The 26,418-nt window shown below is 72.4% G+C and carries 23 protein-coding genes; 14 read left to right on the plus strand and 9 right to left on the minus strand.

Going from position 1 to position 26,418, the window contains the following annotated elements:
- From ACIQU4_RS11720 to ACIQU4_RS11735, 4 genes are all read left to right on the plus strand, one after another.
- Positions 1-2,064, plus strand: coding sequence for a SpoIIE family protein phosphatase (locus ACIQU4_RS11720; protein ID WP_403728379.1), 2,064 nt, complete (start codon positions 1-3; stop codon positions 2,062-2,064).
- A 73-nt stretch (positions 2,065-2,137) separates the two neighbouring features.
- Complete coding sequence (locus ACIQU4_RS11725) at positions 2,138-3,388, plus strand: hypothetical protein (RefSeq protein ID WP_403728381.1); 1,251 nt, start codon at positions 2,138-2,140, stop codon at positions 3,386-3,388.
- A 32-nt stretch (positions 3,389-3,420) separates the two neighbouring features.
- On the plus strand, positions 3,421-4,281 hold the full coding sequence (locus tag ACIQU4_RS11730; RefSeq protein WP_403728382.1) for an Fpg/Nei family DNA glycosylase: 861 nt from the start codon (positions 3,421-3,423) through the stop codon (positions 4,279-4,281).
- 26 nt (positions 4,282-4,307) lie between these two features.
- Positions 4,308-4,736 (plus strand): hypothetical protein, encoded by a 429-nt coding sequence (locus ACIQU4_RS11735; protein ID WP_403728384.1) that lies wholly within the window; start codon positions 4,308-4,310, stop codon positions 4,734-4,736.
- Positions 4,737-4,778: 42 nt separating this feature from the next.
- On the opposite strand, the gene ACIQU4_RS11740 is transcribed toward ACIQU4_RS11735, so the two are convergent.
- Positions 4,779-5,243, minus strand: a complete 465-nt coding sequence (locus ACIQU4_RS11740) for a hypothetical protein (RefSeq protein WP_403728549.1) — start codon at positions 5,241-5,243, stop codon at positions 4,779-4,781.
- 201 nt (positions 5,244-5,444) lie between these two features.
- The gene (locus ACIQU4_RS11745; RefSeq protein WP_403728385.1) at positions 5,445-5,984 is read right to left on the minus strand and encodes a sigma-70 family RNA polymerase sigma factor; all 540 of its coding nucleotides are present in this window, start codon (positions 5,982-5,984) and stop codon (positions 5,445-5,447) included.
- A 275-nt stretch (positions 5,985-6,259) separates the two neighbouring features.
- On the opposite strand from ACIQU4_RS11745, the gene ACIQU4_RS11750 reads away from it, so the two are divergent.
- Entirely contained in the window at positions 6,260-7,474 is a 1,215-nt protein-coding gene (locus ACIQU4_RS11750) for a CapA family protein (protein WP_403728387.1), read from the plus strand.
- Positions 7,475-7,501: 27 nt separating this feature from the next.
- On the opposite strand, the gene ACIQU4_RS11755 is transcribed toward ACIQU4_RS11750, so the two are convergent.
- Entirely contained in the window at positions 7,502-7,963 is a 462-nt protein-coding gene (locus ACIQU4_RS11755; protein WP_399251409.1) for a universal stress protein, read from the minus strand.
- Between the two features lie 60 nt (positions 7,964-8,023).
- On the opposite strand from ACIQU4_RS11755, the gene lysX reads away from it, so the two are divergent.
- Positions 8,024-11,353, plus strand: a complete 3,330-nt coding sequence (gene lysX, locus ACIQU4_RS11760) for a bifunctional lysylphosphatidylglycerol synthetase/lysine--tRNA ligase LysX (RefSeq protein WP_403728389.1) — start codon at positions 8,024-8,026, stop codon at positions 11,351-11,353.
- Positions 11,354-11,423: 70 nt separating this feature from the next.
- Positions 11,424-12,356 carry a polysaccharide deacetylase family protein gene (locus tag ACIQU4_RS11765; protein WP_403728391.1) on the plus strand — a complete coding sequence of 311 codons (933 nt, stop codon included), beginning with the start codon at positions 11,424-11,426 and terminating at the stop codon, positions 12,354-12,356.
- Positions 12,357-12,423: 67 nt separating this feature from the next.
- On the opposite strand, the gene ACIQU4_RS11770 is transcribed toward ACIQU4_RS11765, so the two are convergent.
- A complete protein-coding gene (locus tag ACIQU4_RS11770; protein WP_403728393.1) occupies positions 12,424-13,122 on the minus strand; it encodes a class F sortase in 699 nt (232 codons plus the stop codon).
- A 355-nt stretch (positions 13,123-13,477) separates the two neighbouring features.
- On the opposite strand from ACIQU4_RS11770, the gene ACIQU4_RS11775 reads away from it, so the two are divergent.
- Positions 13,478-14,029 carry a hypothetical protein gene (locus ACIQU4_RS11775; RefSeq protein ID WP_403728395.1) on the plus strand — a complete coding sequence of 184 codons (552 nt, stop codon included), beginning with the start codon at positions 13,478-13,480 and terminating at the stop codon, positions 14,027-14,029.
- Between the two features lie 220 nt (positions 14,030-14,249).
- Here ACIQU4_RS11775 and ACIQU4_RS11780 read toward each other — a convergent pair whose 3' ends face one another.
- The 3 genes from ACIQU4_RS11780 to ACIQU4_RS11790 all read right to left on the minus strand — a co-directional run bounded on the left by ACIQU4_RS11780 (position 14,250) and on the right by ACIQU4_RS11790 (position 16,574).
- A complete protein-coding gene (locus ACIQU4_RS11780; protein ID WP_403728396.1) occupies positions 14,250-14,822 on the minus strand; it encodes a hypothetical protein in 573 nt (190 codons plus the stop codon).
- Between the two features lie 231 nt (positions 14,823-15,053).
- A complete protein-coding gene (locus ACIQU4_RS11785; protein WP_403728398.1) occupies positions 15,054-15,824 on the minus strand; it encodes a hypothetical protein in 771 nt (256 codons plus the stop codon).
- A 54-nt stretch (positions 15,825-15,878) separates the two neighbouring features.
- Entirely contained in the window at positions 15,879-16,574 is a 696-nt protein-coding gene (locus ACIQU4_RS11790; RefSeq protein ID WP_403728400.1) for a hypothetical protein, read from the minus strand.
- A gap of 314 nt (positions 16,575-16,888) precedes the next feature.
- On the opposite strand from ACIQU4_RS11790, the gene ACIQU4_RS11795 reads away from it, so the two are divergent.
- Positions 16,889-17,719 carry an SAM-dependent methyltransferase gene (locus ACIQU4_RS11795; RefSeq protein WP_403728551.1) on the plus strand — a complete coding sequence of 277 codons (831 nt, stop codon included), beginning with the start codon at positions 16,889-16,891 and terminating at the stop codon, positions 17,717-17,719.
- 107 nt (positions 17,720-17,826) lie between these two features.
- Positions 17,827-19,998, plus strand: a complete 2,172-nt coding sequence (locus ACIQU4_RS11800) for a putative bifunctional diguanylate cyclase/phosphodiesterase (RefSeq protein WP_403728553.1) — start codon at positions 17,827-17,829, stop codon at positions 19,996-19,998.
- A gap of 32 nt (positions 19,999-20,030) precedes the next feature.
- Here ACIQU4_RS11800 and ACIQU4_RS11805 read toward each other — a convergent pair whose 3' ends face one another.
- Complete coding sequence (locus ACIQU4_RS11805; RefSeq protein WP_403728402.1) at positions 20,031-21,101, minus strand: FAD-dependent monooxygenase; 1,071 nt, start codon at positions 21,099-21,101, stop codon at positions 20,031-20,033.
- Between the two features lie 119 nt (positions 21,102-21,220).
- Between ACIQU4_RS11805 and ACIQU4_RS11810 the strand changes: the two genes are divergently transcribed.
- On the plus strand, positions 21,221-21,865 hold the full coding sequence (locus tag ACIQU4_RS11810) for a TetR/AcrR family transcriptional regulator (protein WP_403728404.1): 645 nt from the start codon (positions 21,221-21,223) through the stop codon (positions 21,863-21,865).
- A gap of 93 nt (positions 21,866-21,958) precedes the next feature.
- Here ACIQU4_RS11810 and ACIQU4_RS11815 read toward each other — a convergent pair whose 3' ends face one another.
- The gene (locus ACIQU4_RS11815; RefSeq protein WP_403728406.1) at positions 21,959-22,837 is read right to left on the minus strand and encodes a LysR family transcriptional regulator; all 879 of its coding nucleotides are present in this window, start codon (positions 22,835-22,837) and stop codon (positions 21,959-21,961) included.
- 94 nt (positions 22,838-22,931) lie between these two features.
- Between ACIQU4_RS11815 and ACIQU4_RS11820 the strand changes: the two genes are divergently transcribed.
- From ACIQU4_RS11820 to ACIQU4_RS11830, 3 genes are read left to right on the plus strand one after another with little or no spacing between them, the layout of a single operon-like run.
- Positions 22,932-23,636: a succinate dehydrogenase gene (locus ACIQU4_RS11820; protein WP_403728407.1), complete on the plus strand. Its 705-nt coding sequence runs from the start codon at positions 22,932-22,934 to the stop codon at positions 23,634-23,636.
- A gap of 1 nt (position 23,637) precedes the next feature.
- Complete coding sequence (locus ACIQU4_RS11825) at positions 23,638-25,590, plus strand: fumarate reductase/succinate dehydrogenase flavoprotein subunit (protein ID WP_403728408.1); 1,953 nt, start codon at positions 23,638-23,640, stop codon at positions 25,588-25,590.
- Positions 25,587-26,333 (plus strand): succinate dehydrogenase/fumarate reductase iron-sulfur subunit, encoded by a 747-nt coding sequence (locus ACIQU4_RS11830; RefSeq protein ID WP_403728409.1) that lies wholly within the window; start codon positions 25,587-25,589, stop codon positions 26,331-26,333. The genes ACIQU4_RS11825 and ACIQU4_RS11830 overlap by 4 nt, the downstream gene beginning before the upstream one ends.
- Positions 26,334-26,418: the final 85 nt, after the last annotated feature.

Below are 26,418 nucleotides of genomic sequence, written 5' to 3' on the forward strand. Positions count from 1 at the left end.
GTGTGTCATGGTGGATCGGTGCCGACCACCGTATCGCTGCCGGACGACTGGCCCGCACACCCGGACCGGTCGCTCTCGCTGAACCGCATGGGCAGTTTCGACTGGGACCTGGAGACCGGTCTCCTGCACATGGACGCAGCGGCCCTCGAGGTGTACGACATGACGCCCGGGGAATACGACGGCCGGCCCGATTCCCTCGCCGCGCGCGTCCCGCCCACCGAGGCGACCCGGCTGGACGCCCTGGTCTCCACCGTCCTCAAGAGCGGCGACGACAGCTACGGCGCCTACTTCCGGATCCGCTGCCAGGACGGGCGGCTGCGCTGGACCCACACCCAGGGCCGCGTCATGCGCGGCCACGACGGCCGCCCGTTCCGGATCATCGGCATCGTCCGCGACGCCACCGAGGAGCTCAGCCACTCGGCGGAGCGCCTCGGCCTCGACGAGGAGCGGCGCCGCCAGACCTCGGTGGTCGAGAGCACCACCGCCGCGCTCGCGCACGCCCGGACCGTACGGGACGTCATCGACGTCATCGGCGACGCGCACGGCCTGGAGCGGCTCGGCTCGATGGGCATGGTGATGGGCCTGGTCGAGGCGGGGCGGATCCACCTCGTGGCCGAGGGGCCGGAGGACAGTTTCGTTCCCGGCACCCGCTACACGCGGATCGACGAGCAGTACCCGATGAGCGAGGTCGTCCGCTCGCTGCAGCCGCGGTTCCTCGACACCGCCGAGGAGTTCGCCGAGGGCTACCCCGAGCTCTGGGCGAAGATCTCGTACATGGACATCTCGGCGGCCGCCTACCTGCCGCTGATCGCCCAGGCCCGCCCGATCGGCGCGATCGGACTGCTCTACCAGGACAAGGACGGCTTCACCCAGGACGAGCGGAACCTGCTGATCGCACTGGGCAGCAGCATCGCGCAGAGCCTCCAGCGGGCGATGCTGCTGGAGCAGGAGCACGATCTGGCGGAAGGCCTCCAGCAGGCGATGCTCCCGCGCCGGATCCCGTCGGTGCCGGGCGCGGAGATCGCCGTACGGTACCGATCCGCCCGGATGGGCCAGGACATCGGCGGCGACTGGTACGACGTCATCCCGCTGCCCGGCGGCCGGGTCGGGGCCGTCATCGGCGACGTCCAGGGCCACGACACGCACGCGGCGGCGGTCATGGGCCAGCTGCGGATCGTGCTGCGCGCGTACGCCGCCGAAGGGCACGCGCCGGGCACGGTCATGGCCCGGGCCTCCGTCTTCCTGCACGAGCTGGACACCGACCGGTTCGCGACCTGCACGTACGTCGAGGCCGACCTCTCGACGGGCGTCCTGCAAGTGGTCCGCGCCGGGCACATCGACCCGCTGCTGCGCACCCGGGACGGGGACTGCCTGCGGCTGTCGGTGGAGGGCGGGATGCCGCTGGGCCTGTCGGCGGAGTTCGGCCGCCTGGAGTACCCGGTGACCACCGTGGAACTGGACCCGGGGGAAACGCTCCTCCTGTGCACGGACGGCCTCGTGGAACACCCCGGCGCGGACCTCGACGACGGGATCCAGCTGCTCACCGCGCTGATCCGGAGCGGGCCGGCGGACCTCGCGCGGCTGGCGGACCGGCTGTGCGGGGTGATCGACGAGCGCGGCGGCGACGACGACATGGCGCTGCTCCTGCTGCGCCGCCAGGTGGAGGACACCCCGCAGGGCGGCGGCCGCCTCCAGCAGCACGTGGCCCCGGGAGACCCGGAAGCCCTGGTCGCGGCCCGGCACATGATCGGCGCGGCGGTGCGGGCGTGGGGCGCGCGGGAACGGGCCGACGAGATCGAGCTCGTCGCGGACGAGCTCATCGTGAACGCCCTGATGCACACGGACGGCCCGGCCATCGTGACCCTCCGGGTCCTGAGGGGCCACGAACGCCGCCTCCGCGTCGAGGTCGAGGACCGCTCCAGCGCCCTCCCGCGCCGCCGCGAAGCGGGCGACTCCGGCGTCTCGGGCCGCGGCCTGATGCTGGTGGACCGCCTGGCGGACGTCTGGGGAGTGGAGCCCCGGGGCAGCGGCAAATGCGTCTGGTGCGAGTTCGTGATGCCCTGACCCGCACCGTCAGGTCCCGGCCGGCCACAAATTCCGTTGCGGCCGCTCGCAGCCGTGCCGGACGATCAACGCGATGACCCAGATGACAGACGACGTCCGCCGGCTGATCAAGGCCGGAGATCTTCCCGGGGCCGTACGCAGCCTGCGGCCGCACGCCGAGACCGCCCCCCTGGCCGACCTCGCGAAGGCGACGAGGCACCTGGCCGAAGCGGCCGGCTTCGACGACCTCGCCCGGGCCGCGAAGGCCGCCGCCCGGGGGCCCCGCGACCCCCAGGCGCTCTACGACCTCGGCTACGGCTGCGTCGAGCACGGGATCGCCTTCCTCGCCGTGGCGCCGCTGCGCCAGGCGCTCGCGCTGCTGCCCGACTCGCGGCGGCTGGTGCAGGAACTGGTCTCCGCCCTGGAGGACGAGCACCGGCACGGCGAGGCCGCCGCACTGCTCTCGGGGCGGGGAGCCGCTCTGGCGCCCTGGCCCGAGCGGTACCTGCTCGTCCACAACGCCCTCTTCGCGGGCGACCTCGACACCGCCCGCCGGACGGCCGCCGCCCTTCCGGACCCCGAGGACACCCGCTGGCTCGGCGCCCGGGACCGGCAGCAGGGGATCCTGTCCCGGGCCGCGCTCGCCGAGGCCGCGGGCGCACTCGGCGGCCAGGACCTGCGCGGCTGGCACTTCGCCCTCACCGGCGGCCTGTTGGCCACCCTCTCCCCGTACGGCTTCGACGCGGGCATGACCGGCCGCTACGCCTACCTCGGCGACCAGCCCGAGCTGTGCCGCCGCGGCCTGGACCGGCTCGGCCTGGTCCTGGCCGCCGCCGGCCGCCGCCCGGGCACCGTGTCCCTGCTGCCCGGCCGGTCCTGCCAGGCCATCGGGCTGGCGGCCGCCGAGCTGTTCGGGCTGCCCGCCGTACCGTACGACCCGGCACGCACGGACACCGTCGTGGTGGCGTACGACCTGAACGCCCACGACACCGAGATCCTGTCCGGCCTGCACGGGCGCACCGACGGCCAGGTCCTGTACGAGCACACCACCTGCTGGACCGACCCGCCGCCCGTGACCGCCGACGTCAGCGGCCTGCTGGCCCAGCACACCGTCGCACCGTGGGCGGAGCAGGGCCAGCAGCCCGCCGACACCCGGCCCGCCGAGGAGCTCGCCCGCGACATCGTCACCGCCGACCCGGCCCCGGACGAGGGCGACGGGCAGACCCCCGCCGACCCGGACGAGGCGCTGCGGACCTTCACCGCGGCCGTGGCCGCCGGATGGCTCCGAGGTCCGCGCGACCGCGTCCGCTCGCCCGGTCCGGTGCGCAGCTCCCGGTTCGGGTAGCCGGGGCGGGGGTTGCGGGGGAGGGTGGGGGTATGCCCGAGCTGCCCGAGGTCGAGGCCCTGCGGGAGTTCCTCGACGAGCACCTCGCCGGGCGGGTGGTGGAGCGTGTCCTCCCGCTCGCCGTCAGCGTGCTCAAGACGTACGAACCGCCGCTCAGCGCCCTCGAAGGGCAGCCGGCCGGGGCCACCGCCCGCCACGGGAAGTTCCTGGCGATCCGGATCGGCGAGCTCCATCTCGTCACCCACCTGGCCCGGGCCGGCTGGCTCCGCTGGCAGGACACCCTGCCCGACCGGCCGCCGCGCCCCGGCAAGGGGCCGCTCGCCCTCCGCGTCGCCCTGGAGGGCGGCGGCGGCTTCGACCTCACCGAGGCCGGGACGCAGAAGCGACTCGCGGTGTACGTCGTCCGCGACCCCGAGGAGGTGCCCGGCATCGCGCGCCTCGGCCCCGACCCGCTCGCCGACGGGTTCGACCGGGACGCGTTCGCCGCGCTCCTGGCGGGGGAGCGGCGGCAGATCAAGGGCGTGCTGCGCGACCAGAGCGTCATCGCCGGGATCGGGAACGCGTACAGCGACGAGATCCTGCACGCCGCGAAGGTCTCGCCCTTCAAACTGGCGGCCTCCTTCGACGACGAGCAGGTCACCCACCTGTACGGGGCCGTCCGCCGGACCCTGCGCGAGGCCGTCGAACGCGCGCGCGGCGTGGCCGCCGGGAGCCTCAAGGCCGAGAAGAAGAGCGGGCTGCGGGTGCACGGCCGGGACGGGGAGCCCTGCCCGGTGTGCGGGGACACCGTGCGCTCGGTGTCGTTCGCCGACTCCTCGCTCCAGTACTGCCCGACCTGCCAGACCGGTGGCAAGCCGCTCGCCGACCGCAGGCTCTCCCGTCTCCTCAAATGACGTCCGCCTGCGTAGACTCCGGCCCCATGGCCGACCAGCAGCAGCCGCATGCGCGCCCGCAGCAGCAGCCGCCGCCCCGGCGCGAGATCGTCACGGGTGTGCCCCGCGCCAGCCGCCGCCGCCCGCCCGCGCACACCCCCGCCCGTTCGGAGATCTCCGAGCAGACCACCCTGGGCGCCACGTACGTCCGGGCCCTGATGCGCAGCCAGCTCCGGGCCGGGCTCGGCGCGCTGGGCGTCCTCGCGCTGCTCGTCGGGACGCTGCCGGTGCTGTTCGCGCTGTCGCGCTCGGCGTCGGGTCCGCTGGTCTGGGTGGCGCTCGGCCTGGTGGCGTACCCGGTGATGTGGCTGATCGCCCGGTGGTACGTCACCCGGGCCGAGCGCAACGAGGCCGATTTCACCGGCCTGGTGATGGACCCGGCCGAGGCGCCGGGCCCGTACCAACGGCCCGGCTGACCCCGTCCTCGGTCTTCGGAGCCCGCGAAACGACGGGCTCCCTCAGAACAGGTGCATCGCCAAGTGGCCCAGCGGCAGGCCGAGCTGCCACGCCGGGGTCCACACCCGCGCGTTCTCGTCCAGCCCGGGCGGGGTGTCGGCGTGGCCGTGCCGTCCCGGGTCGAGGTTGGTGGCGAACAGCTCGGTGCGGTCCAGCCAGCACCAGGCCGCCCGGGCCAGTTCCAGGTCCGGGTCCTCGCCGCTGCCGCGCTCCCTGGCCTCCTCGCCCAGCGCGAGGAACCGGGTGTCCACCCAGTCGCGCCAGGGGTGCCCGTACGCCGTCAGCGACATCCACTCGTCGAGCTGCGAGACCACCCGGATCCCGGAGAGCTCGCCGGCCGCGTCGGAGAGGTAGATCGTCAGCGCGAGCGTGTCCCGCCCGGCGCGGAACTCCAGGGTACTGACCGGGATCAGCCGGCCCGTGCGCAGCAGTTCGTCGGCGATGTACTCCGCGTAGAGCCATGCCATGGGCACCGCGAGCCCGCCGTCACTGGTGCCGTTCGTACCCTCGGGCTGCACCGTTCCACCTTCTCCCGCGCGTCGAGCTTCCCGTCGTCAGCCATGAGCCTTCACCGAGCGACTCGCGGAACGGGGCATGTTTACCCAACTTGAACGCTCTGAGGCCGATTTCGATGCGTTTTGTGTCCGATGCGCATGCATTCGGTTCGTTCAGGCCCCGAGGCCGTACCCGTACCCCTGGAGGTCCTTCTTCAGTGCGCGCAGGGCGTAGTACGTACGGGACTTGACCGTTCCGGTCGGAATCCCGAGCTCCGCCGCCGCCTCGGCCACCGAGCGGTCCTGGAAGTAGACCTGCATCAGCACGTCGCGGTGCTCCGGCCCGAGCGAGCCCACGGCCCGCCGGACGTCGATCGCAGTGACCGAGCCGGCCACCGCGTCCACGGGCGCGGGCGCCTGCTCCAGCCCCTCCGGGTCCACCTCCTGCGGGCGGGACAGCCGCGCCCGCCGGGCGTCGATCGCGAGCCGCCGCGCCACCGTGAACAGCCAGGGCCGCATGGAGTCGTGAGCGCTCTCAAGTACTTCGGGGTGCTGCCAGGCACGGACCAGCGTCTCCTGTACGAGGTCCTCGGCGCGCTGGGAGTCCCCGGCCGTGAGCCCGAGCAGGAAGCCGAACAGGGCCCGCCCGTGGTCGCGCTGGAGCTCGGCCAGCGCCTCGGGGTCCGTGCGCAGGAGGGTGGGGGAGAGGGGCACGAGGGCCTCCTTCCTGGGTCCGTTCGGCTCCGACGCACCCACCCTCACCTGCACGGAGCGCCCCGGGAACCGTCCGGCCCCGCCGTTGCGCCCAAGCGCCCAGGTCATCCGGTGGGCGGCCGAGACCGGCGGTGAACGGTCGAACGGCGCGGCGAACGGCCACCCGGGTGAGGGCGGGTGCCGCGCGGACCCCTTGGATCCGCCGCCCGACTGGTGACACCCACCTCCATGGATTACAGATGGTCAGATAGTCCTACTAATGAGAGCTGGCTCAGATGACCAAGCACACCCGGCAGGCCCTCGCGCTCCTGTCGGCTGCCTTGCTGGCCGCGGCCGCCGCCGGCTGCTCCTCCGCCAAGGACCCCGCGCCGGCCCGCCTCGGCAACTCCCGCGCCCCGGAGCCGTCCACCGGCTCCGGGGCGAACTCGGCCCCGGCCGAAGGCGCCGCGAAGGGCTTCACCCTGGTCGCGACCGGCGACGTACTGCCGCACGATTCGGTCATCAAGCGGGCGGCGGCGGACGCGGACGGCGACGGCCACGACTTCAGGCCGATGTTCTCCCTGGTCAAGCCGGTGGTCTCGGCGGCCGATCTGGCTCTCTGCCACATGGAGACCGTGTACGGGGAGGACGGCGGGCCGTTCACCGGCTATCCGGCCTTCCAGTCCCCGCCGGAAGTGGCCGACGGACTGAAGGACGCCGGGTACGACGGCTGTTCCACGGCCTCGAACCACACCCTGGACGCCGGGTCCGAGGGGTTGAAGCGCACCCTCGACAAGTTCGACAAGGCCGGGCTGAAGCACGCCGGTTCGGCCCGGACGGCCGCCGAGGCGGCCACGCCCACCATGTACACGGCGGGCTCCGCGAAGGTCGCGCACCTCGCGTACACGTACGACACGAACGGCTACCCGCTGCCCGACGGCCAGCCGTGGGCCGTCAACCTGATGGAGAAGGACAAGATCATCGCGGATGCGCGGGCCGCCCGGAAGGCGGGCGCGGACGTGGTCCTGGTCAGCGTGCACTGGGGCACCGAATGGCAGACCGAGCCGGATGAGAAGCAGCTGTCGCTCGGCAAGGAGCTGACGGCCTCGCAGAGCGGCGGGCGCCCCGACATCGACATGATCCTGGGCACGCACGCGCACATCCCGCAGGCCTACGAGAAGGTCAACGGGACGTGGATCATCTACGGCATGGGCGACCAGGTCGCCGGTGAAATGTTCAACTACTCCGGCGCGCGGGACATGCGCGGCAACTACGGCTCCATCGGCCGCTTCACCTTCGCCCCGCCGGCCGCCGCGGGCCTGCGCTGGCAGGTCACCAAGGCCGAGTTCATCCCGCAGATGATGGACCTGTCCGCAGGGAAGGTCGTCAACCTGCCCGCCGCCCTCGCACAGGACCCCGGCGACGACGAGTACGAGCGCGCACAGGACGCCGTCAGCGAGGCCGTCCTCAGCCGCGGCGCGGCCAAGGACGGCCTGACGATGGCGAAGTAGCCTGTGCCCTTTGCCGGGGAGCGCCGGTCACGGAACCACGGTGACCGGCCATCGGCCCGCCTTGACCAGGCGGACCGCCACCGATCCGATGATCCGGTGCCCGGCCTGCTCCGAGGCACCGACCACCACCGCGTCCGCCTTGAGCTCGTCGGCCGCGCTCACCAGGCCCGCGTACGGGTCGCCGCGGAAGGTGTGGAACTGCCAGCGCACCTCGTAGATGCCCTTGAGCCGCTCCGCCGCGTCCCGGATCTCGGCCACCAGCCCCTCCGCGATCTCCCCGGTGGTGTCGGCCACCGGCGCGCCCAGCGAGGCCCCGGCCGGCATCACCGGCTGGACGTACACCAGCGCCAGCAGCGCGTGCTGCCGCCGGGCCAGCCCCGCCGCATACGCCGCCGCCCGCAGGGAGGACTCCGACCCGTCCACCCCGGCGAGGATCACCTTCGGACCGTCCGTACCGCGTTCGAATCCCGTATTCACGTGCTCAGTCACCCTCCCGAGGTTATGCGCTTCGCCGCGCGCGGCGGCGCGGGCCTCCCTAAAGTGCCAATCATGAGTGCCACCGTGGAGGAGACCCGGGGCACCCGGAACCGCTTCCTCAACCGGGTGCCCGACGCGTTCGCCGCGTTCTTCGGAACGCTCGGACTCCTGTGCGCCGTACTGGCACTCTCCCCGACGCTGCGGCACCTGCTGCGGCACATCGTGCGCTTCCTCGACGAGATCGTGGTGCCGGTCAGCGCCAACCTGGCCTACGCCGTCTTCCTCTTCCTGCTCGCCGCCGCCCTCGGCACCCGCAAGAAGGTCGCCTGGTGGATCGTCGTCACCTATCTGGCCCTGCTCCTCCTGGTCGACATCCTGATCATCGCCGACGAGTACTACTGGATCGGCGGCCCCTCGATGGGCATCGCCGTCGCCGCCCTCGTGGTCCTGATCGCCGCCCGCACGGAGTTCTACGCCGCCTCCCGGCCCGGCGCCTTCTGGCGCGCGATGCTCGTCCTGGGCCTCGGCCTGCTCGTCGCCGTGCTCGCCGGCTGGGGGCTGGTCGCCCTGTTCCCCGGCACCCTGCCCAAGGGGCAGTGGCTGGACTGGGCCGCCCGGCAGGTCTTCGGCGGTCTCGTCTCGCCCCGCCAGTTCGACGGCCACCCGCCCCGCCCGCTGTACTTCTTCCTCGGCCTCTTCGGCGCCCTCGCCCTGCTGAACGCCGCCTCGACCCTGTTCCGCTCCCAGCGGCTGACCGCCGCCCTGCACGGGGACGAGGAGCCCCGGATCCGGGCCCTGCTCGGCGCCTACGGCCGGAGCGACTCCCTCGGCTACTTCGCCACCCGCCGAGACAAGGCCGTCGTGTTCGCCCCCAACGGCAGGGCCGGCGTCACCTACCGCGTCGAGGCCGGCGTCTGCCTCGCCAGCGGCGACCCGGTCGGCGACCCCGCCGCCTGGACCGCCGCCGTCGACGCCTGGCTCACCGTCGCCCGCCGCCACGGCTGGCAGCCCGCCGTCATGGGCGCCTCCGAGGAGGGGGCGACCGCGTACGCCCGCTCCGGGCTCAGCGCCCTCCAGCTCGGCGACGAGGCGATCCTGCACATCGCCCACTTCGACCTCGACGGCCGCGACATGCGCGTCACCCGCCAGGCCGTCAACCGCGTCAAACGCACCGGGGCCACCAGCCTCATCCGCCGCCACTCCGCCCTCAGCGACGAGGAGATGCAGCGGATCATCGAGCGCGCCGACACCTGGCGCGACACCGAGACCGAGCGCGGGTTCTCCATGGCCCTGGACCGGCTCGGCGACCCCGCCGACGGGGACTGCCTGCTCGTCGAGGCCTTCGACGCGCAGGGCGAGCTGATCGCCCTGCTGTCCTTCGTCCCGTGGGGCAAGGACGGCATCTCCCTGGACCTGATGCGACGCGACCGCACCGCCCCCAACGGGGTCATGGAGTTCATGGTCGCCGAGCTGTGCGCCGCCGCGCCGGGCCTGGGCGTGCGCCGGATCTCCCTGAACTTCGCCGTCTTCCGCTCCGCCTTCGAGGAGGGCGGCCGGATCGGCGCCGGGCCGGTGCTCAAGCTGTGGCGCAAGCTGCTGCTGTTCTTCTCCCGCTGGTGGCAGCTGGAGGCCCTGTACCGCTCGAACGTCAAGTACGGGCCCGAGTGGTACCCGCGGTTCCTCTGCTACCAGGACGCCGGCTCGCTCGCCCGGGTCAGCCTCGCCTCCGGCATCGCCGAGGGCTTCGTCTCCGTACCGAGCCTGCGCAAACTGTGGGGCAAGGGGCACGCCAAGGGGCTCACCGCGCCGGCCAGCACCGAGGGGCTGCCGCCCATCGACTCCCTCGCCCTCGACCTCGTGGACCTGGAGGCCGAAACGGCGGCGCGGGCCGAGCGGCTGCCCGAACAGGTCCGCGTCCGCCACGACAAGATGGAGCGGATCCGGGCGGCCGGTACCGACCCGTACCCCGTGGGCATCCGGCAGCGCACCCACACGGTGGCCGAGCTGAGGGCGGCCCTCCCCGGGCACGCGCCGGGCACCCTCCTTGAGCACGCGCCCGGCGCCCGCTCCGGAGAACAGGCCACGCTCGCCGGCCGGGTGATGCTCGTACGCGACCTCGGCGGCGTGGTCTTCGCCGTCCTGCGCGACTGGTCCGGGGACATGCAGCTGATGTTCACCCGCGACGAGAGCGGAGCCGGCGTACTCGACTCCTTCACCTCCCAGGTCGACTTCGGCGACCACGTGGTCGCGAGCGGCGAGATCGGCGCCAGCCGCAGCGGCGAGCCCTCCCTCGTGGTCTCCTCCTGGCAGCTCACCGGCAAATGCCTGCGCCCGCTGCCGGACAAGCGCAAGGGACTCGCCGACCCCGAGGCGCGCGTGCGGCGCCGCTACCTCGACCTGGTCGCGAGCCCCGAGGCGCGGGACGTCCTACGGGCCCGGTCCGCGGCCGTCCAGGCACTGCGCCAGGGGCTGCTGGACCGCGGCTACCTGGAGGTCGAGACCCCGATGCTCCAGCAGATCCACGGCGGGGCCAACGCCCGGCCCTTCCGGACCCACATCAACGCCTACGACCTCGACCTGTACCTGCGCATCGCGCCCGAGCTGTACCTGAAGCGGCTGTGCGTGGGCGGCCTGGAGAAGGTCTTCGAGATGGGCCGCACGTTCCGCAACGAGGGCGTCTCCTACAAGCACAATCCCGAGTTCACGATGCTGGAGGCCTACCAGGCCTTCGCCGACTACGACGTCATGCTCGACCTCACGCGCGAGCTGATCCAGGGCGCCGCGACCGCCGCCTTCGGCTCGCCGGTCGCCCACAAGGCGGGCCCGGACGGCAAGCTCGTCGTCCACGACATCTCCGGGCCCTGGCCGGTCAAGACGATGTACGGGGCGATCAGCGAGGCGCTCGGGGAGGAGGTCGACGCCGACACCGAGGAGCACGTGCTGCGGCGGCTCTGCGACCGGGCGGCCGTCCCGCACACGCCCGAGAACACCCGCGGCGACGTGGTGCTGGAGATGTACGAGCGGCTGGTGGAGGAGAAGACCAAGCTGCCCACCTTCTACAAGGACTTCCCCACCGACGTCTCCCCGCTGACCCGGCAGCACCGGGGGGACCCGCGGCTCGCCGAACGCTGGGACCTCGTCGCCTTCGGGACCGAACTGGGCACCGCCTACTCGGAGCTGACGGACCCGGTGGAGCAGCGGCGCAGGCTCACCGCCCAGTCGCTGCTCGCGGCGGGCGGAGACCCGGAGGCGATGGAGCTCGACAACGACTTCCTGGACGCGCTGGAGTACGCGATGCCGCCTACGGGCGGCCTGGGCATCGGCGTCGACCGGCTCGTCATGTTCCTCACAGGCCTCACGATCCGCGAGACGCTGCCGTTCCCGCTGGTGCGGCGCGGCTGATCGGGTGAGGGGGAGGCCGCGCGTTCGTGCCTCTCGACATCTGCGGGGATGTCGTTGATACGTAGTAATAATGAAAAATGACGAGCCGACAGTAGGGCGACGCGTGCTCCTGCGTACCGCCGTCTTCCTCGGAGTCGCCGCGGCCTCCGGACTGCTCACCGGCGGCGAGACCGGCGCGCCCGGCCAGAACACGGCGGGCGCCGCACCCGGCGCCGGCCTCGGCGCCGCCCCCGGCCGCGGCCCGGCGGCCGGACAGCCCGGACCCGGCGGAGCCGCCGGACCGGGCGGAGTCCGCGCCCTGCGGCCGCAGGCGCCCGGCCAGGGCGCGTACCGGCTGAGCCCCATGACCGCCGAGACCCCACTGCGCCCGCCCGCCGCGCGGCCCGCCGTCCGGACCCGGCCCATCCTGGAACTGCCGCCCGACGCGAGCACGGCGAGCGCCATGGTGCTCACCTTCGACGACGGGCCCGACCCGCGCTACACGCCCGCCATCCTCGACACCCTCGCCCGGTACGGCGTCCGCGCCATGTTCTTCGTGTGCGGGGAGATGGCCACCGACAACCGGGACCTGCTGCGCCGGATGGCCGCCGAGGGCCACGTCATCGGCAACCACACCTGGACCCACCCGCTCATCCCCACGCTGAGCCGGCCCGCCCTCGCCTCTGAGATCGCCCGGACGAGCGAGGTCGTACAGCAGGCCGTGGGGGAGGCGCCGCAGTGGTTCCGGGCACCGTACGGGGCGTGGAACCGGGCGGCGTTCGAGATCGGGGCCGAGCTGGGCATGGAGCCGCTCGCCTGGACGGTGGACACGCTGGACTGGAAGGAGCCGGGCACCACCACGATCGTCTCGAACGTCCTCAAGGGCGCGGCGCCCGGCGTGATCGTGCTCAACCACGACGCGGGCGGCGACCGCTCGCAGAGCGTCACGGCGGTGAGCACGTACCTGCCCCAACTCCTGGCCCGGGGCTACCGGATGACGCTGCCCACGCTGCCGCCCCGCTGAGGACCGTACTCCTCGGCGGGGCGGGTACGGGGTGTCCTCGCGCGGTGCGGCGGCGGTCCGCCGCCGCTCAGCGGGTTTCCACCAGCCGGGCGAAGACGACGACGTTGCCGTCGTAGCCCCGGGCCTTGGAGTAGCCGCCGCCGCAGGTGATCACCCGGAGCTCCGCGTGCCCGTTGTCCCCGTACACCCGGGCTCCGGGGAACGTCTCCTTCGAGAAGACCTCCACCCCGTACACCTCGAACACCGCCGTGCGTCCGTCGTACCGCTCCACCTCGATGTGGTTGCCCTTGCGCAGCGAACCCAGGCCGTAGAAGACCGCCGGGCCGTTCGCGTTGTCGACATGGCCCACGACCACCGCCGAGCCGCGCTGGCCCGGCGAGATCCCGTTGAGGTACCAGCCGGCCAGATTCGGGTCCTGCGGCGGCGGGGCCTCGATCCAGCCCTGCGCGTCCAGCCCGACCGTCATCACCGGCGCGTCCACCTTGATGTTGGGGATGCGGATGCGCTGGACCGACGAGTGCTCCAGCGGCTGCACCTCCGGGCGCGGCTCGGCCTGCTGCTGCATCGGCTGCTCACCCTGCATCGGCGGAGCCGCCGGCAACTGCTCGGCCGGCACCCCGACCGCCGCCGCGGCGGTCGGCTGCGGCGGCCCGTCGCCGATGTCCGCTCCGTTGCGCATCATGGCGAGGCCGCTGAGCATGACCAGTGCGAGCACGCCCCAGGGGGATCGTCTTCTCGGTGGCTGCTCGCTCTCGTCCTCGGTCATGGCTCTCCCTTCCCGACGCGGGGGTCCCGACCCGCGTTCTTGTCCCACCCCTGTACGCCCTTCCTCACGCACGCTAAGGCTGCGTGCGCAAGACGGCGATCGGTGAAGGGCGAACGGGTGGCGGCGCGGCCGGAAGGGGTGCGCCCATCCAGGTATTCGTCACATAAATGCCTGACGGGTCGTGACCTGCGGATCCGTCAGGCGAGCCGCGCGTGCCTCGGCGTGTCGCTCAACCTTGCGGCCCAAAGACGGAAATGCGCTGGTTGCGAGCCGCCCTGAGGGTTCGTCGTGGGAGGCGTTCTCGTCGATCTTCCCGGGCGACCGCTCCGGGGCGCTTCCCGCTGGAGGTTCCACCATGCGTGTTCTTCGCGCCCTCACCGTGGCCGCGGCGGCTGTCGTCGCCGTCGGGCTCAGTACCCCGTTCGCCGCCGCGAACCCGTCGGACCCACTGGGCGGATCTCCGTCGGGTCAGGGCGGCAACGGCGGCATCGGGGGCAACAACGGCAACGGTCCGAGCAATGTCACCGTCAACCCGTACTCCGTGCACCAGGGCTCGACGATGCAGGTCAGCGCGGCCGGGTGCCGTCACGGCGGCACGGTCTGGTCGGCCGGCAACTTTCCCCAGACGAACCTGTCGGCCGGCTCCATCGGGTTCGCAACCGTCCGGATCTTCAACCACGCCTCGCCGGGCAACCACACGCTGTCGGTCAAGTGCCACGACAACAGCCTGGTCGCCACGCACCGGTTCACCATCCTCCGGGGCAACGGTGCACAGGGCGGTATCGGCGGCTCGTTCGGCCCGTCCACCGCCGAGACCGCCATCGGGTCGGGCCTGGTGGGCGCCGCTGCCCTGGGCGCGGGCGCGCACGTGCTGCGCCGGCGTCGTCCGCTGCGCGGGCGGGCCTGACGGCCGGGCCCTCCCCGGTCGGGCCCTGCGCAGCCCGCAGTAGCCCGGGAACCGCCGGTCGCCCCGAATCCTGGCCAGGACTCGGGGCGACCGGCGGTCGGTGCTATGGGGGTGTGTGGGGCGCGTTGCCGTGGACGGGCCAGTGGGTGTCTTACAGATCGGGCCGGATCAGGGAGCGGTGCCGGACGCCGCGAGCCCGGCCTGACCCGTCAGGCACCCCCTAGTGGCCGCGGGTGGAGGCGCGGCGGCGCAGTACGTACGTCGTACCGCCGGCGGCCGCGAGGAAGAGCGCGGCGCCCGCGCAGAGCTCCCGGGGATCCATGCCGGCCACGCTGCCGCCCAGACCGCCGCGGACGCCGAGGGAGGCACCCCGGGTGGCCGTGGAGTTGGCCCTCGACGTGGAGGTGGAGCTGGTGGTGGGCTTGGTGGTGCCGCCGGTGATGGTGAGGTCCGCCGAACCGTTCTCGCCGTTGCAGGTGAAGGTGACGGAATACACGGCTCCGCGCCGGGCGTCGCGGTCCACGGTCACCCGGGCGGTCTGGCCGCGCGCGATGCTCACGGTGTCGAAGACCCCGGAGGAGACGGTGGCGTAGGCGGCGTTGCAGCCGGTGACGGAGAGCACCGTCTGGCCGCCGGGGGCGACCGTCGACGGGGTGATGGCGAAGCCGAACGAGGTGATGGGCTGGGCCTCGGCCGCGGTCGCGGAGGACACGCCGAGGGCGCCGAGCGCGAATACGGCGCCCGTGGCGCCGGCGCTCAGCAGGGCGGTGGCGTTGCTGCGTATCGCACCCATGGTTGATCTCCGGATCTCCGAGGAGCAGCCGCGGAACGGTTTCCGCACGTGGGGGGTCGTGCGCCTCGATGTCCGACACGCTAGGTCCGGTCGCGGTGACCCGCGATCAGGAACGGGCGAATGGGGCACAGGGGTGGGCCGAACCGGGGACGGCGGGCCCGTCCCCGGTTTGCGGCGCGTCGGAGTGCCCCGGTTCCCGGCCCCCGGCCCCCGATATCCGGCCCCCGCGCCTCAGTCGCCGAGCGTCAGATGCGGGAACTGCGCCAGGAAGGGTTCGGCGGTCGCCGCGATGCCCCGGCCGAACGGCGCGTCGAAGTCCCAGATCAGGAACAGCAGGAAGGCGATCAGCGCGCTGAACAGTCCCGCCAGCAGCAGTTCCCGGAACGAGCGGCGGATCTGCAGGGTGAAGACCAGGCCCACGGTCACCAGCGCCCCGGCGATCAGCCCGAACCACACCACCCCCGGCATCGTCGCCCCGGCGCCCTGGCCGCGGGCGCTGCGGGCGTCGTCCACCAGCGCGACCTGGTCCACCAGCGGCTGGTACGCCTGCCCCTCGTGGTCGGTCTGCGGTTCGTAGTCCGTTACATCCCGGCGGATGCGCTCCAGCAGTTCCGCGCTGCGGTCGGTGAGATCGCCGTGGTCGGCCATCTCCTTCCACTCGGTGTCCACCACGTACGTCACGTACGCGTCGACGTCGGACCGGATCTTCTTGCGCACGTCGGCCGGATAGACCTCCGAGCGGACGCTGATCTCGTGCAGGGCCTGCGCCTCCTGGCGCACGTACTCCTGGGCGGCCCCGCGGCCCTCCCAGACGCCGGCGATCGCCAGACCCAGCACGATCGCGTAGATCACCCCGATCATCATCGTCATGTACTCGATGACGTCCGGGGTCTCGTTGGGATCGTCGTCGTCGCCGATCCGCCGTTGGTTGAAGAAGGCGATGGACAGCACCACGGCGCAGGCCGCGGCCATCGCGAGGGTCAGGACGAGCCATTCCGACAAGATGACTCCCAATCGGTCACGAAAGGTGGTGTGCGGGGCGGCGGGTCTGCGGGCCTAGCGAGGCCGCAGCGCGACGATCGCGAGCACCGCGGGGGCCGCGGTCATCAGGGTGAAGGTCACCGGTGAGATGTGGTGCTCGGGCCGTTTGGCGGCCGCCGTGCGGTAGGCAGGCCTGGCCACCGGCTTCTTCGGGGGCGGGGGCGGCGGCGGCGTCACCACGGGGTCGGGCGCCTTCGCCCGGAGCGGAGGCGCCGGCACCGGCTTCGGCGGGGTCGGCGCGCGTGGCTTCGGCCGGGGCTTCGCCTGTGGAGCGTGCGGGGGCGGCGGCGCGGGTGGGGGAGTCGGCTTCGGGGGCGGCTTGGGCGTCGGCGTCGGGGGCGGCGGCGGGGTCGGCGTCGGGGTGGGGGTCGGGGTGGGGGTCGGCTTCGGCGGGCACGGCGGGGGAGGCGGCGGGCAGTGATGTCCACCGTGTCCGTGGTGGCCTCCGTGGCCGCTCCCGTGCCCCGAGCCGTGACCGTTTCCGTGGCCGTCGCCCCGGCCGCCGGAAGGGCCTTCGCCGTGATGTCCGCCACCCCGGCCGCTCGCGGCCGCGCCGCTTCCGGCGGTCGCGACCAGCCCGACGGCGCTCGCGCCGTCCCCGGCGTCGATCGTCGCGTAGGCGCAGCTATCAGCCATGGCCGGCGTGGCGGACAGCGCCGCCCACAGCAGGACCGGGACCACCAGCAGGCGTCTGGTAGAGGCTCTGTTCACCCGGGGAGCATGGGCTCACGTGCGCTCGCGCACGCGGAGCTCGACCGTGGTTCGCCTGAACGGGTGGCGTGAAGACCGTAGAGGTTTGAGCCACGGAATGAAGAATTCCGATCACCTACCTGCGTATTCCCAAAAGCGACTTGTCGGTTTCGGTCATTCGCTGCGGGAGGGGTCGTGGAGGCCTTTGGTGTGTGATGAAGAACGGATCACCAATTTCCGCTTTTGCTCGCTCCGTTGGGCAATGATCAGTACATTCGGCTCGGACAGGCGTCCGATCCCGGACGACCGCGCAGGACTACGGCTTGGAGACCCCGATGGAGCGCCCCGCCTGGGCCCCGCCAGGTATCGACATATCGGTGCCGAGCGTGTCCCGCATCTACGACTACTACCTGGGCGGCTCCCACAACTTCGAGGTCGACCGCCAGGCCGCCCGCCGCGCCATGGAGTTCCTGCCGGGCCTGCCCAAAATCATGCAGGCCAACCGGGCCTTCATGCGCCGCGCCGTCCGCTACGCCGCGGCCCAGGGCATCACCCAGTTCCTCGACATCGGCTCCGGCATCCCCACCTTCGGCAACGTCCACGAGATCGCCCAGGCCGCCAGCCCCGAGGCCCGCGTGGTCTACGTGGACCACGACCCGGTGGCCGTCGCGCACAGCCGGGCCGTCCTCGCCGGCGACGAGCGCACCGGCATCGTCGCCGCCGACCTGCGCAAGCCGCAGGACATCCTCGCCGCCCCCGAGGTCTCGCAGCTGCTCGACCTCGAACGCCCGGTCGCCCTGCTGCTCGTCGCCGTCCTGCACTTCCTGGAGGACTCGGACGACCCGTACGCCGCCGTCTCCGAGCTGCGCGACGCCCTGGCCCCCGGCAGCCTCCTGGTGCTCACGCACGCCTCCTACGAGGGGATCCCGCTCTCCCCGGAGGTCGCGGCCGGGACGGTCGGCGTCTACCGGGACATCCGCAACCCGCTCGTGATGCGCAGCGGCGAGCAGATCGGCCGCTTCTTCGACGGCTTCGAGCTCGTCGAACCCGGCGTCGTGTCCATGCCGCTGTGGCAGCCCGAGGGCACCGCGGACCCGGAGGACGGCGAGACGCCCGAGGACCCGTACGCGTTCTCGGGCTTCGGCGGAGTGGGACGCAAGGCGTGAGATCCACGGCCGCGGTGCCCTCCGGCACACCGACCCCGAAGGACGAGGGGCCCGCGCAGGCAGCGGAGCCCACCGCCCCGCCCACAGGCCCGCCGGCTCCGGCGGGCCTGTCGGCGGGCGCGGGCCCGGCCGCGCTGCGGAGCGGGCTGGAGGACCGGATCGGGCGCTTCGCGACCATCTGGGGACGGGCGATCTTCCCCGTCACCGCGACCTCGCTGACCCGCGTCGAGTTCGAACAGCACCTCATACCGCTCGCCCGGACCCTCGCCGAAGCCCTGCACGCCCGGCCCTTCGACGCGGGCGTCGCCCAGCGGGTGGGGGCCGAACTCGTCGCCGTGCACTGCACCGACCCGGAGGCGCTGGCCGGCACGCTCGGTGTGGTCGAGTCGTACCTCGTGCTCTACTGCGGCCCCGACGGGGTCGGCGTCGAGGGCACCGAGGAGTACCGCTCGCGCTGCGCCCGGCTCCAGCACGGCATCGCGGCCGGATTCGCCCGGGCCCTGCGCGAGCGCACCCTCAAGGAGCAGGAGGCCATCGCCCGCTCCGCACTGACCGCCCGCATCGACGCCCAGCAGGCCCTGCACGCCAGCGAGGAGCGCTTCAAGGCGGTCTTCGAGGGCGCGGCCGTCGGCATCGGCATCGCCGATCTCGAAGGGAACATCCTCGAGGTCAACGACGCGCTGCTGCAGATGTTCGGCGGGATGAACGGGCACATGCGGGGCCGCAACGTCAGCGAGTGGGGCCACCCCGACGACGCCCCGCACGTCTGGCGGATGTACGGCGAACTCGTACGCGGCGAACGCGAGAGCTACCGCGTGGAGAAGCCGTACTACCGGCACGACGGGACCGTGCTGTGGACCAATCTGACGGTGTCGCTGCTGCGCGACGCCGAGGGCGTTCCCCAGTACCAGCTGGCGCTGATGGAGGACACCACCGAGCGCCGACTGCTGAACCTGCGCCTCCGCTACGAGGCCACCCACGACGCGCTGACCGGGCTGCCGAACCGGACGCTCTTCTTCGAACGCCTGGAGAAGGCTCTGAGCGGGGCCGGCGGCAGCCGTTTCGGCCTCTGCTACCTGGACCTCGACGGGTTCAAGGCGGTCAACGACAGCCTCGGCCACTCTGCGGGCGACCGGCTCCTGGTGGAGGTCGCCGACCGGCTGCAGAGCTGCGCGACGGGCCCCGGCGAGGTCGTCGCACGCCTTGGCGGCGACGAGTTCGTGGCGCTGACCACCGGTTCGGACACCGAGGAGAAGGTGACCGAACTCGCCGTCCGGATCCTGTCCGCCCTGTCGGTGCCCATCCGGATCGAGGGCCGTGAGCTGTCGGTCCGCGGCAGCATCGGCATCGTGGAGGGCCCGGCCCGCGAGCGCACCGCGGCGGAGGTGCTGCGCAGCGCCGACATCACCATGTACCGGGCCAAGGCGGCCGGCGGCAACCGCTTCGAGTTCGCCGACGCCGAGGCCGACGCCCGCGCCATCACCCGGCACGGCCTGACCAACGCCCTCCCCGCGGCACTGGAACGCGGCGAGTTCTTCATCGAGTACCAGCCGCTGGTCCACCTGCACGACGGCAGCGTCCACGGCGCCGAGGCCCTCGTCCGCTGGTCCCACCCGCAGTACGGGGTGCTCGGCCCGGACCGCTTCATCCCGCTCGCCGAACGGACCGGGCTGATCGTGCCGCTCGGCCGCTGGGTCCTGGAGGAGGCCGTTCGCCAGGCCCGCAACTGGCAGCGCCAGCACGGCGGCTCGGCCCTGCGGATCAACGTCAACCTCTCGCCGACCCAGCTGCACCACCCCGGCCTGGTCGCCGACACCGTCGCGGTGCTGGAGAACTCCGGCCTCGCCCCGGGCGCCCTGTGCCTGGAGGTCACCGAATCGGCCCTGATCGGTGCCGACGACGAACTCCTGGAACCCCTGCGACGGCTCGCCGCCCTCGGCGTGGACATCGCGCTCGACGACTTCGGCACGGGCTACTCGAACCTGGCGAACCTGCGCCGCCTCCCGGTCAGCGTCCTGAAGCTGGACCGCTCCTTCACCAAGGGGATGCAGCAGCAGCCCGCCAACCCGGTCGACGTCAAGATCGTGGAAGGCATCGTGGCCCTGGCCCACAGCCTCGAACTCGCCGTCACGGTCGAGGGCGTGGAGACCGGAGCCCAGGCCGCCCAGCTCCGCGACCTCGGCTGCGACACCGCCCAGGGCTGGTACTACGCCCGCCCCGGCGCCCCCGACCGCATCCACACCCTCTCGCTGTTGGACGCCGTGCCCACGCCCTCCTGACGCCCGGCCCGACACTGGCCCGGCGGACCCGGTCAGTCCAGGCCGGCCTCCGTCCCCACGCCGGGGGTCCGGACGGCCGCCACGACCCGCTCGTACCGCCGCGCCGTGTCGGCCACGACCTCGGTGGCCACCGGCAGCCGCTCAGCCTCGTACACGTCGAGCACCTCCTCCCCGCCCGGCCCGGTGAGGGCGGCGGCCAGGGTCCGGCCCAGGGCGGCCGCGTCGTCGATGCCGGTGTTCATACCCAGTCCGCCGGCTATGGGGTGGACGTGCGCGGCGTCCCCGGCGAGGAAGACCCGGCCCTCGCGCATCCGGGTGACCACGCGGACGCTGACCCGCCAGGTGGAGAGCCAGGTGGGATCCGTGAGCCGGATCCCGGGTATCCGGGCGTGCCGGTCGAACAGGCGCTGGAAGGTCTCCAGCGAGGGCGGCACCGGTTCGCCGTGCTCGTTCTGCTCGGGTGAAGCCTGCAGCTGGAAGGTGTCCGTCCCCGGTATCGGGCAGAGCATGATCCCGCTGCCGTCCGAGCTGAACCACTGGTGCCAGAAGTCCCGGCTGAGCCCGGGGGCCCTGACGTCCCCGATGACCATCGCGGGCTCCTCCTCCGTGCTCCCTTCGAAGGGGATGCCGAGGAGCTTGCGGGTGGTGCTGCGCCCGCCGTCGCACCCGGCGAGATAACGGGCCCCGATCACGGTGCCGTCCGCCAGCTCCGCGCGGACCCCGGCCGCGTCCTGGCCGACTCCGGCCAGCCGGGCCCCGTACTCGACCGTCACCCCCAGTCCGGCGAGCCGCTCGCGCAGCGCCTCCTCGATCTGCCACTGCCCTATCAGCAGCCCTGTGCCGGATACGAGGGTGTCGTTGACGTGTGCTCCGTCGAAGTACTTGCGCAGGACCACTTCCTCCTTGCCGATGGCGGTCAGGGACCCGGCCACGCCGAGCTCCTCGAAGATCTCCACACTGCTGGGGCGGAGCCCCTTGCCGCGGGACTCGTGGTGGGGCTCCGAGCGCGCGTCGATGACGCGGACGGCGGCTCCGCGCAGGGCGAGGGTGCAGGCCAGCGTCAGCCCCGTGGGGCCGGAGCCGGCGATCAGTACGTCAGTCATCGGATGTCCTCTCAGATCGATCCCTGTCTCGTCGATGTCTCAAGGAAAGCTGCTCGCGCCAGAAAAAGCAACCCGGTCAAGAAATTAACTGAGTCATAATTCTGTGCTACGCTCGCGGTATGGAGAAGACGACGGGTCTGCGCGAGAACAAGAAGCTCCGTACGCGTCGCCAGCTGGCGGCCACGGCGCTGGAACTCTTCCTGGAGCGGGGCTTCGATGCCGTGTCGGTGGCCGATGTCGCCGCCGCGGCCGAGGTCTCCAAACCCACCCTGTTCCGGTACTTCCCGAGCAAGGAGGATCTGGTGCTCGACCGGTTCGCCGACCACCAGGACGAGGCGGCGCGCATCGTGCGCGACCGGCCCGCCGGCCGCACGCCGGTCGCCGCGGTGCGCGCGCACTTCCTGGCGGCCCTCGCCGAACGGGACCCGATCACCGGGCTCTGCGATCACCCCGGGGTGATCGCGTTCCAACGGCTGCTCTACTCCACCGCCAGCCTGGAGAGCCGGATGGCCCACTACGCCGACCGCGAGGTGGAGCTGCTCGCCGCCGTGCTCGAATCGGAGTCGGTCCGGCCGCTCGCCGCCCGACTGGCCGCGATGCACCTGGTGGCGGTCCGCCATGAGCTGGGCCGGGAGAACTATCTCCGCATGGCCGCCGGTCAGAGCGCCGAGGAGGCCCACCCGGCCGCCGTTGCCGACGCCGACCAGGCCTTCGCGATGCTGGCCGACGGGCTCGACAAGGCCCTTCCCATAGCCGCGGCCTGACGGACCGGCCGACCCCGGATGCGGGCCTGACGGACCGGCCGACCCCGGGAGCGGGCCTGACGGACCCGCCGCCCTGGGGGAAGCGCGGCGCGCTCAGCCCAGGAGCATGCGCTTCAGCTCGCGCGCCGCGCGCGGGGGAGCGACGTCCGTGCGGTGCGCCAGGGCGATGGTGCGGCGCAGCGGGGAGCCCGCCAGCGGGGTGGCGCGCAGCCCCGGGCCGCCGTGGTCGACGACCATCGCCGGGACCACCGCCACGCCGAGTCCCGCGCGTACGAAGCCCAGCACCGCATCCATCTCCCCGCCCTCCACGGTGAACACCGGCTCGAAGCCCTCCGCCCGGCAGGCGGCCACCGTCAGGTCCCGCAGGTCGTAGCCGTGGCGGAACATCACCATCGGCTCGTCGCGCAGCGCGGACACCGTGAGCGGTCCGCCGCCCGCCGGCGGCGGCAGCTCCGCCGAGGAGACCACCACCAGGTCCTCCGTCAGCAGTTCCACGGTGGTCAGCGCCGGAGCCGAGGGCGGCAGCGGCAGCGCGATGAGCGCCAGGTCCAGGGCCCCGCGGGCGAGTTCCCGTACGAGGTCCAGCGAACCGCTCTCCTCGATCAGCAGCTCGATCCCCGGATGGGCGGCGTGGAAGGCGCGCAGCACACCGGGCAGCAGCCCCGTGCACACGCTCGGCGTCGCGCCCAGCCGGACCCGCCCCCGCCGCAGCTGCGCCAGCTCCTGCACCTCCAGCCGTGCCGTGTCCGCGTCCGCCAGGATCCGCCGGGCCAGCGGCAGCAGTGCCTCGCCCGCGTCGGTCAGCGCGATGTTCCCCCGCGCCCGGCTGAACAGCTCCGCCCCCAACTCCCGTTCGAGCGCCTTGATCTGCTGCGAGAGCGACGGCTGGGCGACGTGCACCCGCTCCGCGGCCCGGGTGAAGTGACGGGTTTCGGCGACGGCCACGAAGTACAGGAGCTGCTGGAACTGCATCGCCCCAGCATACGCCGTACATAGGCAACCCCTATCGACATGAGCGCCATCATGTCTTGGACCTCTCGGGACTTTGGTCCTTACCGTCGGTGGCATGGCTCTGGCAACGCGGACGGGCCGACGGCCGTCCACCACGCGCACGCTCTGGGACTCCACCGTCGGCAAGAAGTCCGTGATGGCGGTGTCCGGGCTGATCATGCTCGGATACCTGGTCGTCCACATGCTCGGCAACCTCAAGATCTTCTTCGGGGCGGAAGAGTTCAACGGCTACGCGCACTGGCTGCGCACCCTCGGCTCGCCCTTCCTCCACCACGAGTGGGCCCTGTGGATCGTGCGCGTCGTGCTCCTCGCCGCGGTCGTCGGCCACGCCGTGTCCGCGTACCAGCTCAGCCGCAGGGACATCAAGGCCCGCCCGGTCAAGTACGCCCACAAGCGCCGCCGCGCGAGCTACGCCACCCGCACCATGCGCTGGGGCGGCGTCATCCTCGCCCTGTTCATCGTCTGGCACCTGCTCGACCTGACCACGCTCACCGTGAACGAGCGCGCATGGGCCGGCCACCCCTACGAGAACGTCCTCGCCACCTTCTCCACCTGGTACGGCAACACGATCTACATCGTTGCGATGTCCGCCCTCGGCCTGCACGTCCGGCACGGCTTCTGGAGCGCCGCCCAGACCCTCGGCGCGGGCAGCGCCCGCCGCGACAGGGCGCTGAAGTTCCTCGCCAACGCCCTCGCCCTCGTCCTGTTCGCGGGCTTCGTTTCCGTCCCCGTCGCCGTCATGACCGGAGTGGTGAGCTGACATGAGCACCGACTACGCCCACTACGCCACCGGCGAGCCGATCGCCGACACCAAGGCTCCCGAAGGCCCCATCGCCGAACGCTGGGACCGCCGCCGCTTCGAGGCCAAGCTCGTCAACCCGGCCAACCGCCGCAAGCACACCGTCATCGTCGTCGGCACCGGCCTGGCCGGCGGGGCGGCCGGCGCCACCTTGGCCGAACAGGGCTACCACGTGGTCCAGTTCTGCTTCTCCGACTCCCCGCGCCGGGCCCACTCCATCGCCGCGCAGGGCGGCATCAACGCCGCCAAGAACTACCGCAACGACGGCGACTCGGTGCACCGCCTCTTCTACGACACCGTCAAGGGCGGCGACTTCCGCGCCCGCGAGTCCAACGTCCACCGCCTCGCCCAGATCTCCGTCGAGATCATCGACCAGTGCGTGGCCCAGGGCGTCCCCTTCGCCCGCGAGTACGGCGGCCTCCTCGACACCCGCTCCTTCGGCGGCGTCCAGGTCTCCCGCACCTTCTACGCCCGCGGCCAGACGGGCCAGCAGCTCCTCCTCGGCGCCTACCAGGCGCTGTCCCGGCAGATCGCCGCAGGCAACGTGGAGATGCACGCCCGCACCGAGATGCTCGACCTGATCACCGTCGACGGCGTGGCCCGCGGCATCGTCGCCCGCGACCTGATCACCGGCAGGATCTCCACCCACTACGCCGACGCCGTCGTCCTGGCCTCCGGCGGCTACGGCAACGTCTTCTACCTCTCCACCAACGCCATGAACTCCAACGCGACCGCCGTCTGGCGGGCGCACCGGCGCGGCGCGTACTTCGCCAACCCCTGCTTCACCCAGATCCACCCCACCTGCATCCCGCGCACCGGCGACCACCAGTCCAAGCTCACCCTGATGAGCGAGTCCCTGCGCAACGACGGCCGCATCTGGGTCCCCAAGGCCCAGGGCGACACCCGCCCCGCCGCACAGATCCCCGAGGCGGAGCGCGACTACTACCTGGAGCGGATCTACCCCTCCTTCGGCAACCTCGTGCCCCGCGACATCGCCTCCCGCGCCGCCAAGAACGTCTGCGACGAGGGCCGCGGCGTCGGCCCCGGCGGCCAGGGCGTCTACCTCGACTTCGCCGACGCCATCAGCCGCATGGGCCGGGACAAGGTCGCCGAGAAGTACGGCAACCTCTTCGACATGTACGAGCGGATCACCGCCGAGAACCCGTACGAGGTCCCCATGCGGATCTACCCCGCCGTGCACTACACGATGGGCGGGCTCTGGGTCGACTACGACCTCCAGACCACCGTCCCCGGCCTCTTCGCGATCGGCGAGGCCAACTTCTCCGACCACGGGGCCAACCGCCTCGGCGCCTCCGCCCTGATGCAGGGCCTCGGCGACGGCTACTTCGTCCTGCCCTCCACCATCAACGACTACCTGGCCCGCCACCCGCACCAGGACGCCGTCGACGACGGCCACCCCGAGGCCGCGGCCGCCGTACGGGAGGTCCGCGACTGCCTCGCCAAGCTGCTCGCCGTGGACGGCGACCGCACCCCGGACTCCTTCCACCGCGAGATCGGCGAGCTCATGTGGGAGTACTGCGGCATGTCCCGCACCGAGGAAGGACTGCGCAAGGCCCTCGCCCGGATCCCGGAGATCCGCGAGGAGTTCTGGCAGCGCATCAAGGTCCCCGGCAGGGGCGAAGAGTTCAACCAGTCGCTGGAGAAGGCCAACCGCATCGTCGACTACCTCGAACTCGCCGAGCTGATGTGCCTCGACGCCCTCCACCGCGCCGAGTCCTGCGGCGGCCACTTCCGCGAGGAGTCCCAGACCCCGGACGGCGAGGCCGCCCGCCGCGACGAGGAGTTCGGCTACGCCGCCGCCTGGGAGTACCAGGGCACCGGCGCGGCCCCCGTCCTGCACAAGGAAGACCTCGTCTTCGAGTACGTCCACCCCACCCAGCGGAGCTACGCATGAGGCTCAACCTGCGCGTCTGGCGCCAGCAGAACCCCGACACCCCCGGCGCCATGGTCACGTATGAGGTCGACGGCATCTCCCGCGACATGTCGTTCCTGGAGATGCTCGACACCCTCAACGAGGACCTCATCCTGCGCGGCGAGGACCCGGTCGCCTTCGACCACGACTGCCGCGAGGGGATATGCGGCGCGTGCAGCCTCGTGATCAACGGCGACGCCCACGGCCCCGAGCGCACCACCACCTGCCAGCTGCACATGCGCTCCTTCGACGACGGCGACACCATCGACGTCGAGCCCTGGCGCGCCGCCGCCTTCCCGGTCGTCAAGGACCTCGTCGTGGACCGCGGCGCCTTCGACCGGATCATCCAGGCCGGCGGCTACATCACCGCCCCGACCGGATCCGCCCCCGAGGCGCACGCCACGGCCGTGCCCAAGGCCGACGCCGACTCCGCCTTCGAGCACGCCGAATGCATCGGCTGCGGGGCCTGCGTGGCGGCCTGCCCCAACGGTTCCGCGATGCTCTTCACCTCCGCCAAGGTCAACCACCTGAACGTGCTGCCGCAGGGCTCGCCGGAGCGCGAGACCCGCGTCCTCGACATGGTGGCCCGGATGGACGACGAGGGCTTCGGCGGCTGCACCCTCACCGGCGAGTGCGCCACGGCCTGCCCCAAGGGCATCCCGCTGCCGTCCATCGCCGCCATGAACCGCGAATGGCTGCGGGCGGTCCGCAAACACGGAGCGTGAGGAATCTGAGAAGTCCCTGTGAGACGGGAACAAGGGACTCCAGGCACTTGCGTGAAAAATGAACGAAGGGAAAGGTGGAGGTGAA

It is taken from the genome of Streptomyces sp. NPDC090741 (assembly GCF_044769045.1).
GTDB lineage: Bacteria > Actinomycetota > Actinomycetes > Streptomycetales > Streptomycetaceae > Streptomyces.

Bases quoted from the DNA above. Each gene is read 5' to 3' on its own strand.
- ACIQU4_RS11725 (WP_403728381.1), top strand. From the start codon at position 2,138: ATGACCCAGATGACAGACGACGTCCGCCGGCTGATCAAGGCCGGAGAT.
- ACIQU4_RS11730 (WP_403728382.1), top strand. From the start codon at position 3,421: ATGCCCGAGCTGCCCGAGGTCGAGGCCCTGCGGGAGTTCCTCGACGAG.
- ACIQU4_RS11735 (WP_403728384.1), top strand. From the start codon at position 4,308: ATGGCCGACCAGCAGCAGCCGCATGCGCGCCCGCAGCAGCAGCCGCCG.
- ACIQU4_RS11740 (WP_403728549.1), bottom strand. From the start codon at position 5,243: ATGGCATGGCTCTACGCGGAGTACATCGCCGACGAACTGCTGCGCACG.
- ACIQU4_RS11750 (WP_403728387.1), top strand. From the start codon at position 6,260: ATGACCAAGCACACCCGGCAGGCCCTCGCGCTCCTGTCGGCTGCCTTG.
- lysX (WP_403728389.1), top strand. From the start codon at position 8,024: ATGAGTGCCACCGTGGAGGAGACCCGGGGCACCCGGAACCGCTTCCTC.
- ACIQU4_RS11765 (WP_403728391.1), top strand. From the start codon at position 11,424: ATGAAAAATGACGAGCCGACAGTAGGGCGACGCGTGCTCCTGCGTACC.
- ACIQU4_RS11770 (WP_403728393.1), bottom strand. From the start codon at position 13,122: ATGACCGAGGACGAGAGCGAGCAGCCACCGAGAAGACGATCCCCCTGG.
- ACIQU4_RS11775 (WP_403728395.1), top strand. From the start codon at position 13,478: ATGCGTGTTCTTCGCGCCCTCACCGTGGCCGCGGCGGCTGTCGTCGCC.
- ACIQU4_RS11780 (WP_403728396.1), bottom strand. From the start codon at position 14,822: ATGGGTGCGATACGCAGCAACGCCACCGCCCTGCTGAGCGCCGGCGCC.
- ACIQU4_RS11795 (WP_403728551.1), top strand. From the start codon at position 16,889: ATGGAGCGCCCCGCCTGGGCCCCGCCAGGTATCGACATATCGGTGCCG.
- ACIQU4_RS11805 (WP_403728402.1), bottom strand. From the start codon at position 21,101: ATGACTGACGTACTGATCGCCGGCTCCGGCCCCACGGGGCTGACGCTG.
- ACIQU4_RS11810 (WP_403728404.1), top strand. From the start codon at position 21,221: ATGGAGAAGACGACGGGTCTGCGCGAGAACAAGAAGCTCCGTACGCGT.
- ACIQU4_RS11815 (WP_403728406.1), bottom strand. From the start codon at position 22,837: ATGCAGTTCCAGCAGCTCCTGTACTTCGTGGCCGTCGCCGAAACCCGT.
- ACIQU4_RS11820 (WP_403728407.1), top strand. From the start codon at position 22,932: ATGGCTCTGGCAACGCGGACGGGCCGACGGCCGTCCACCACGCGCACG.
- ACIQU4_RS11825 (WP_403728408.1), top strand. From the start codon at position 23,638: ATGAGCACCGACTACGCCCACTACGCCACCGGCGAGCCGATCGCCGAC.
- ACIQU4_RS11830 (WP_403728409.1), top strand. From the start codon at position 25,587: ATGAGGCTCAACCTGCGCGTCTGGCGCCAGCAGAACCCCGACACCCCC.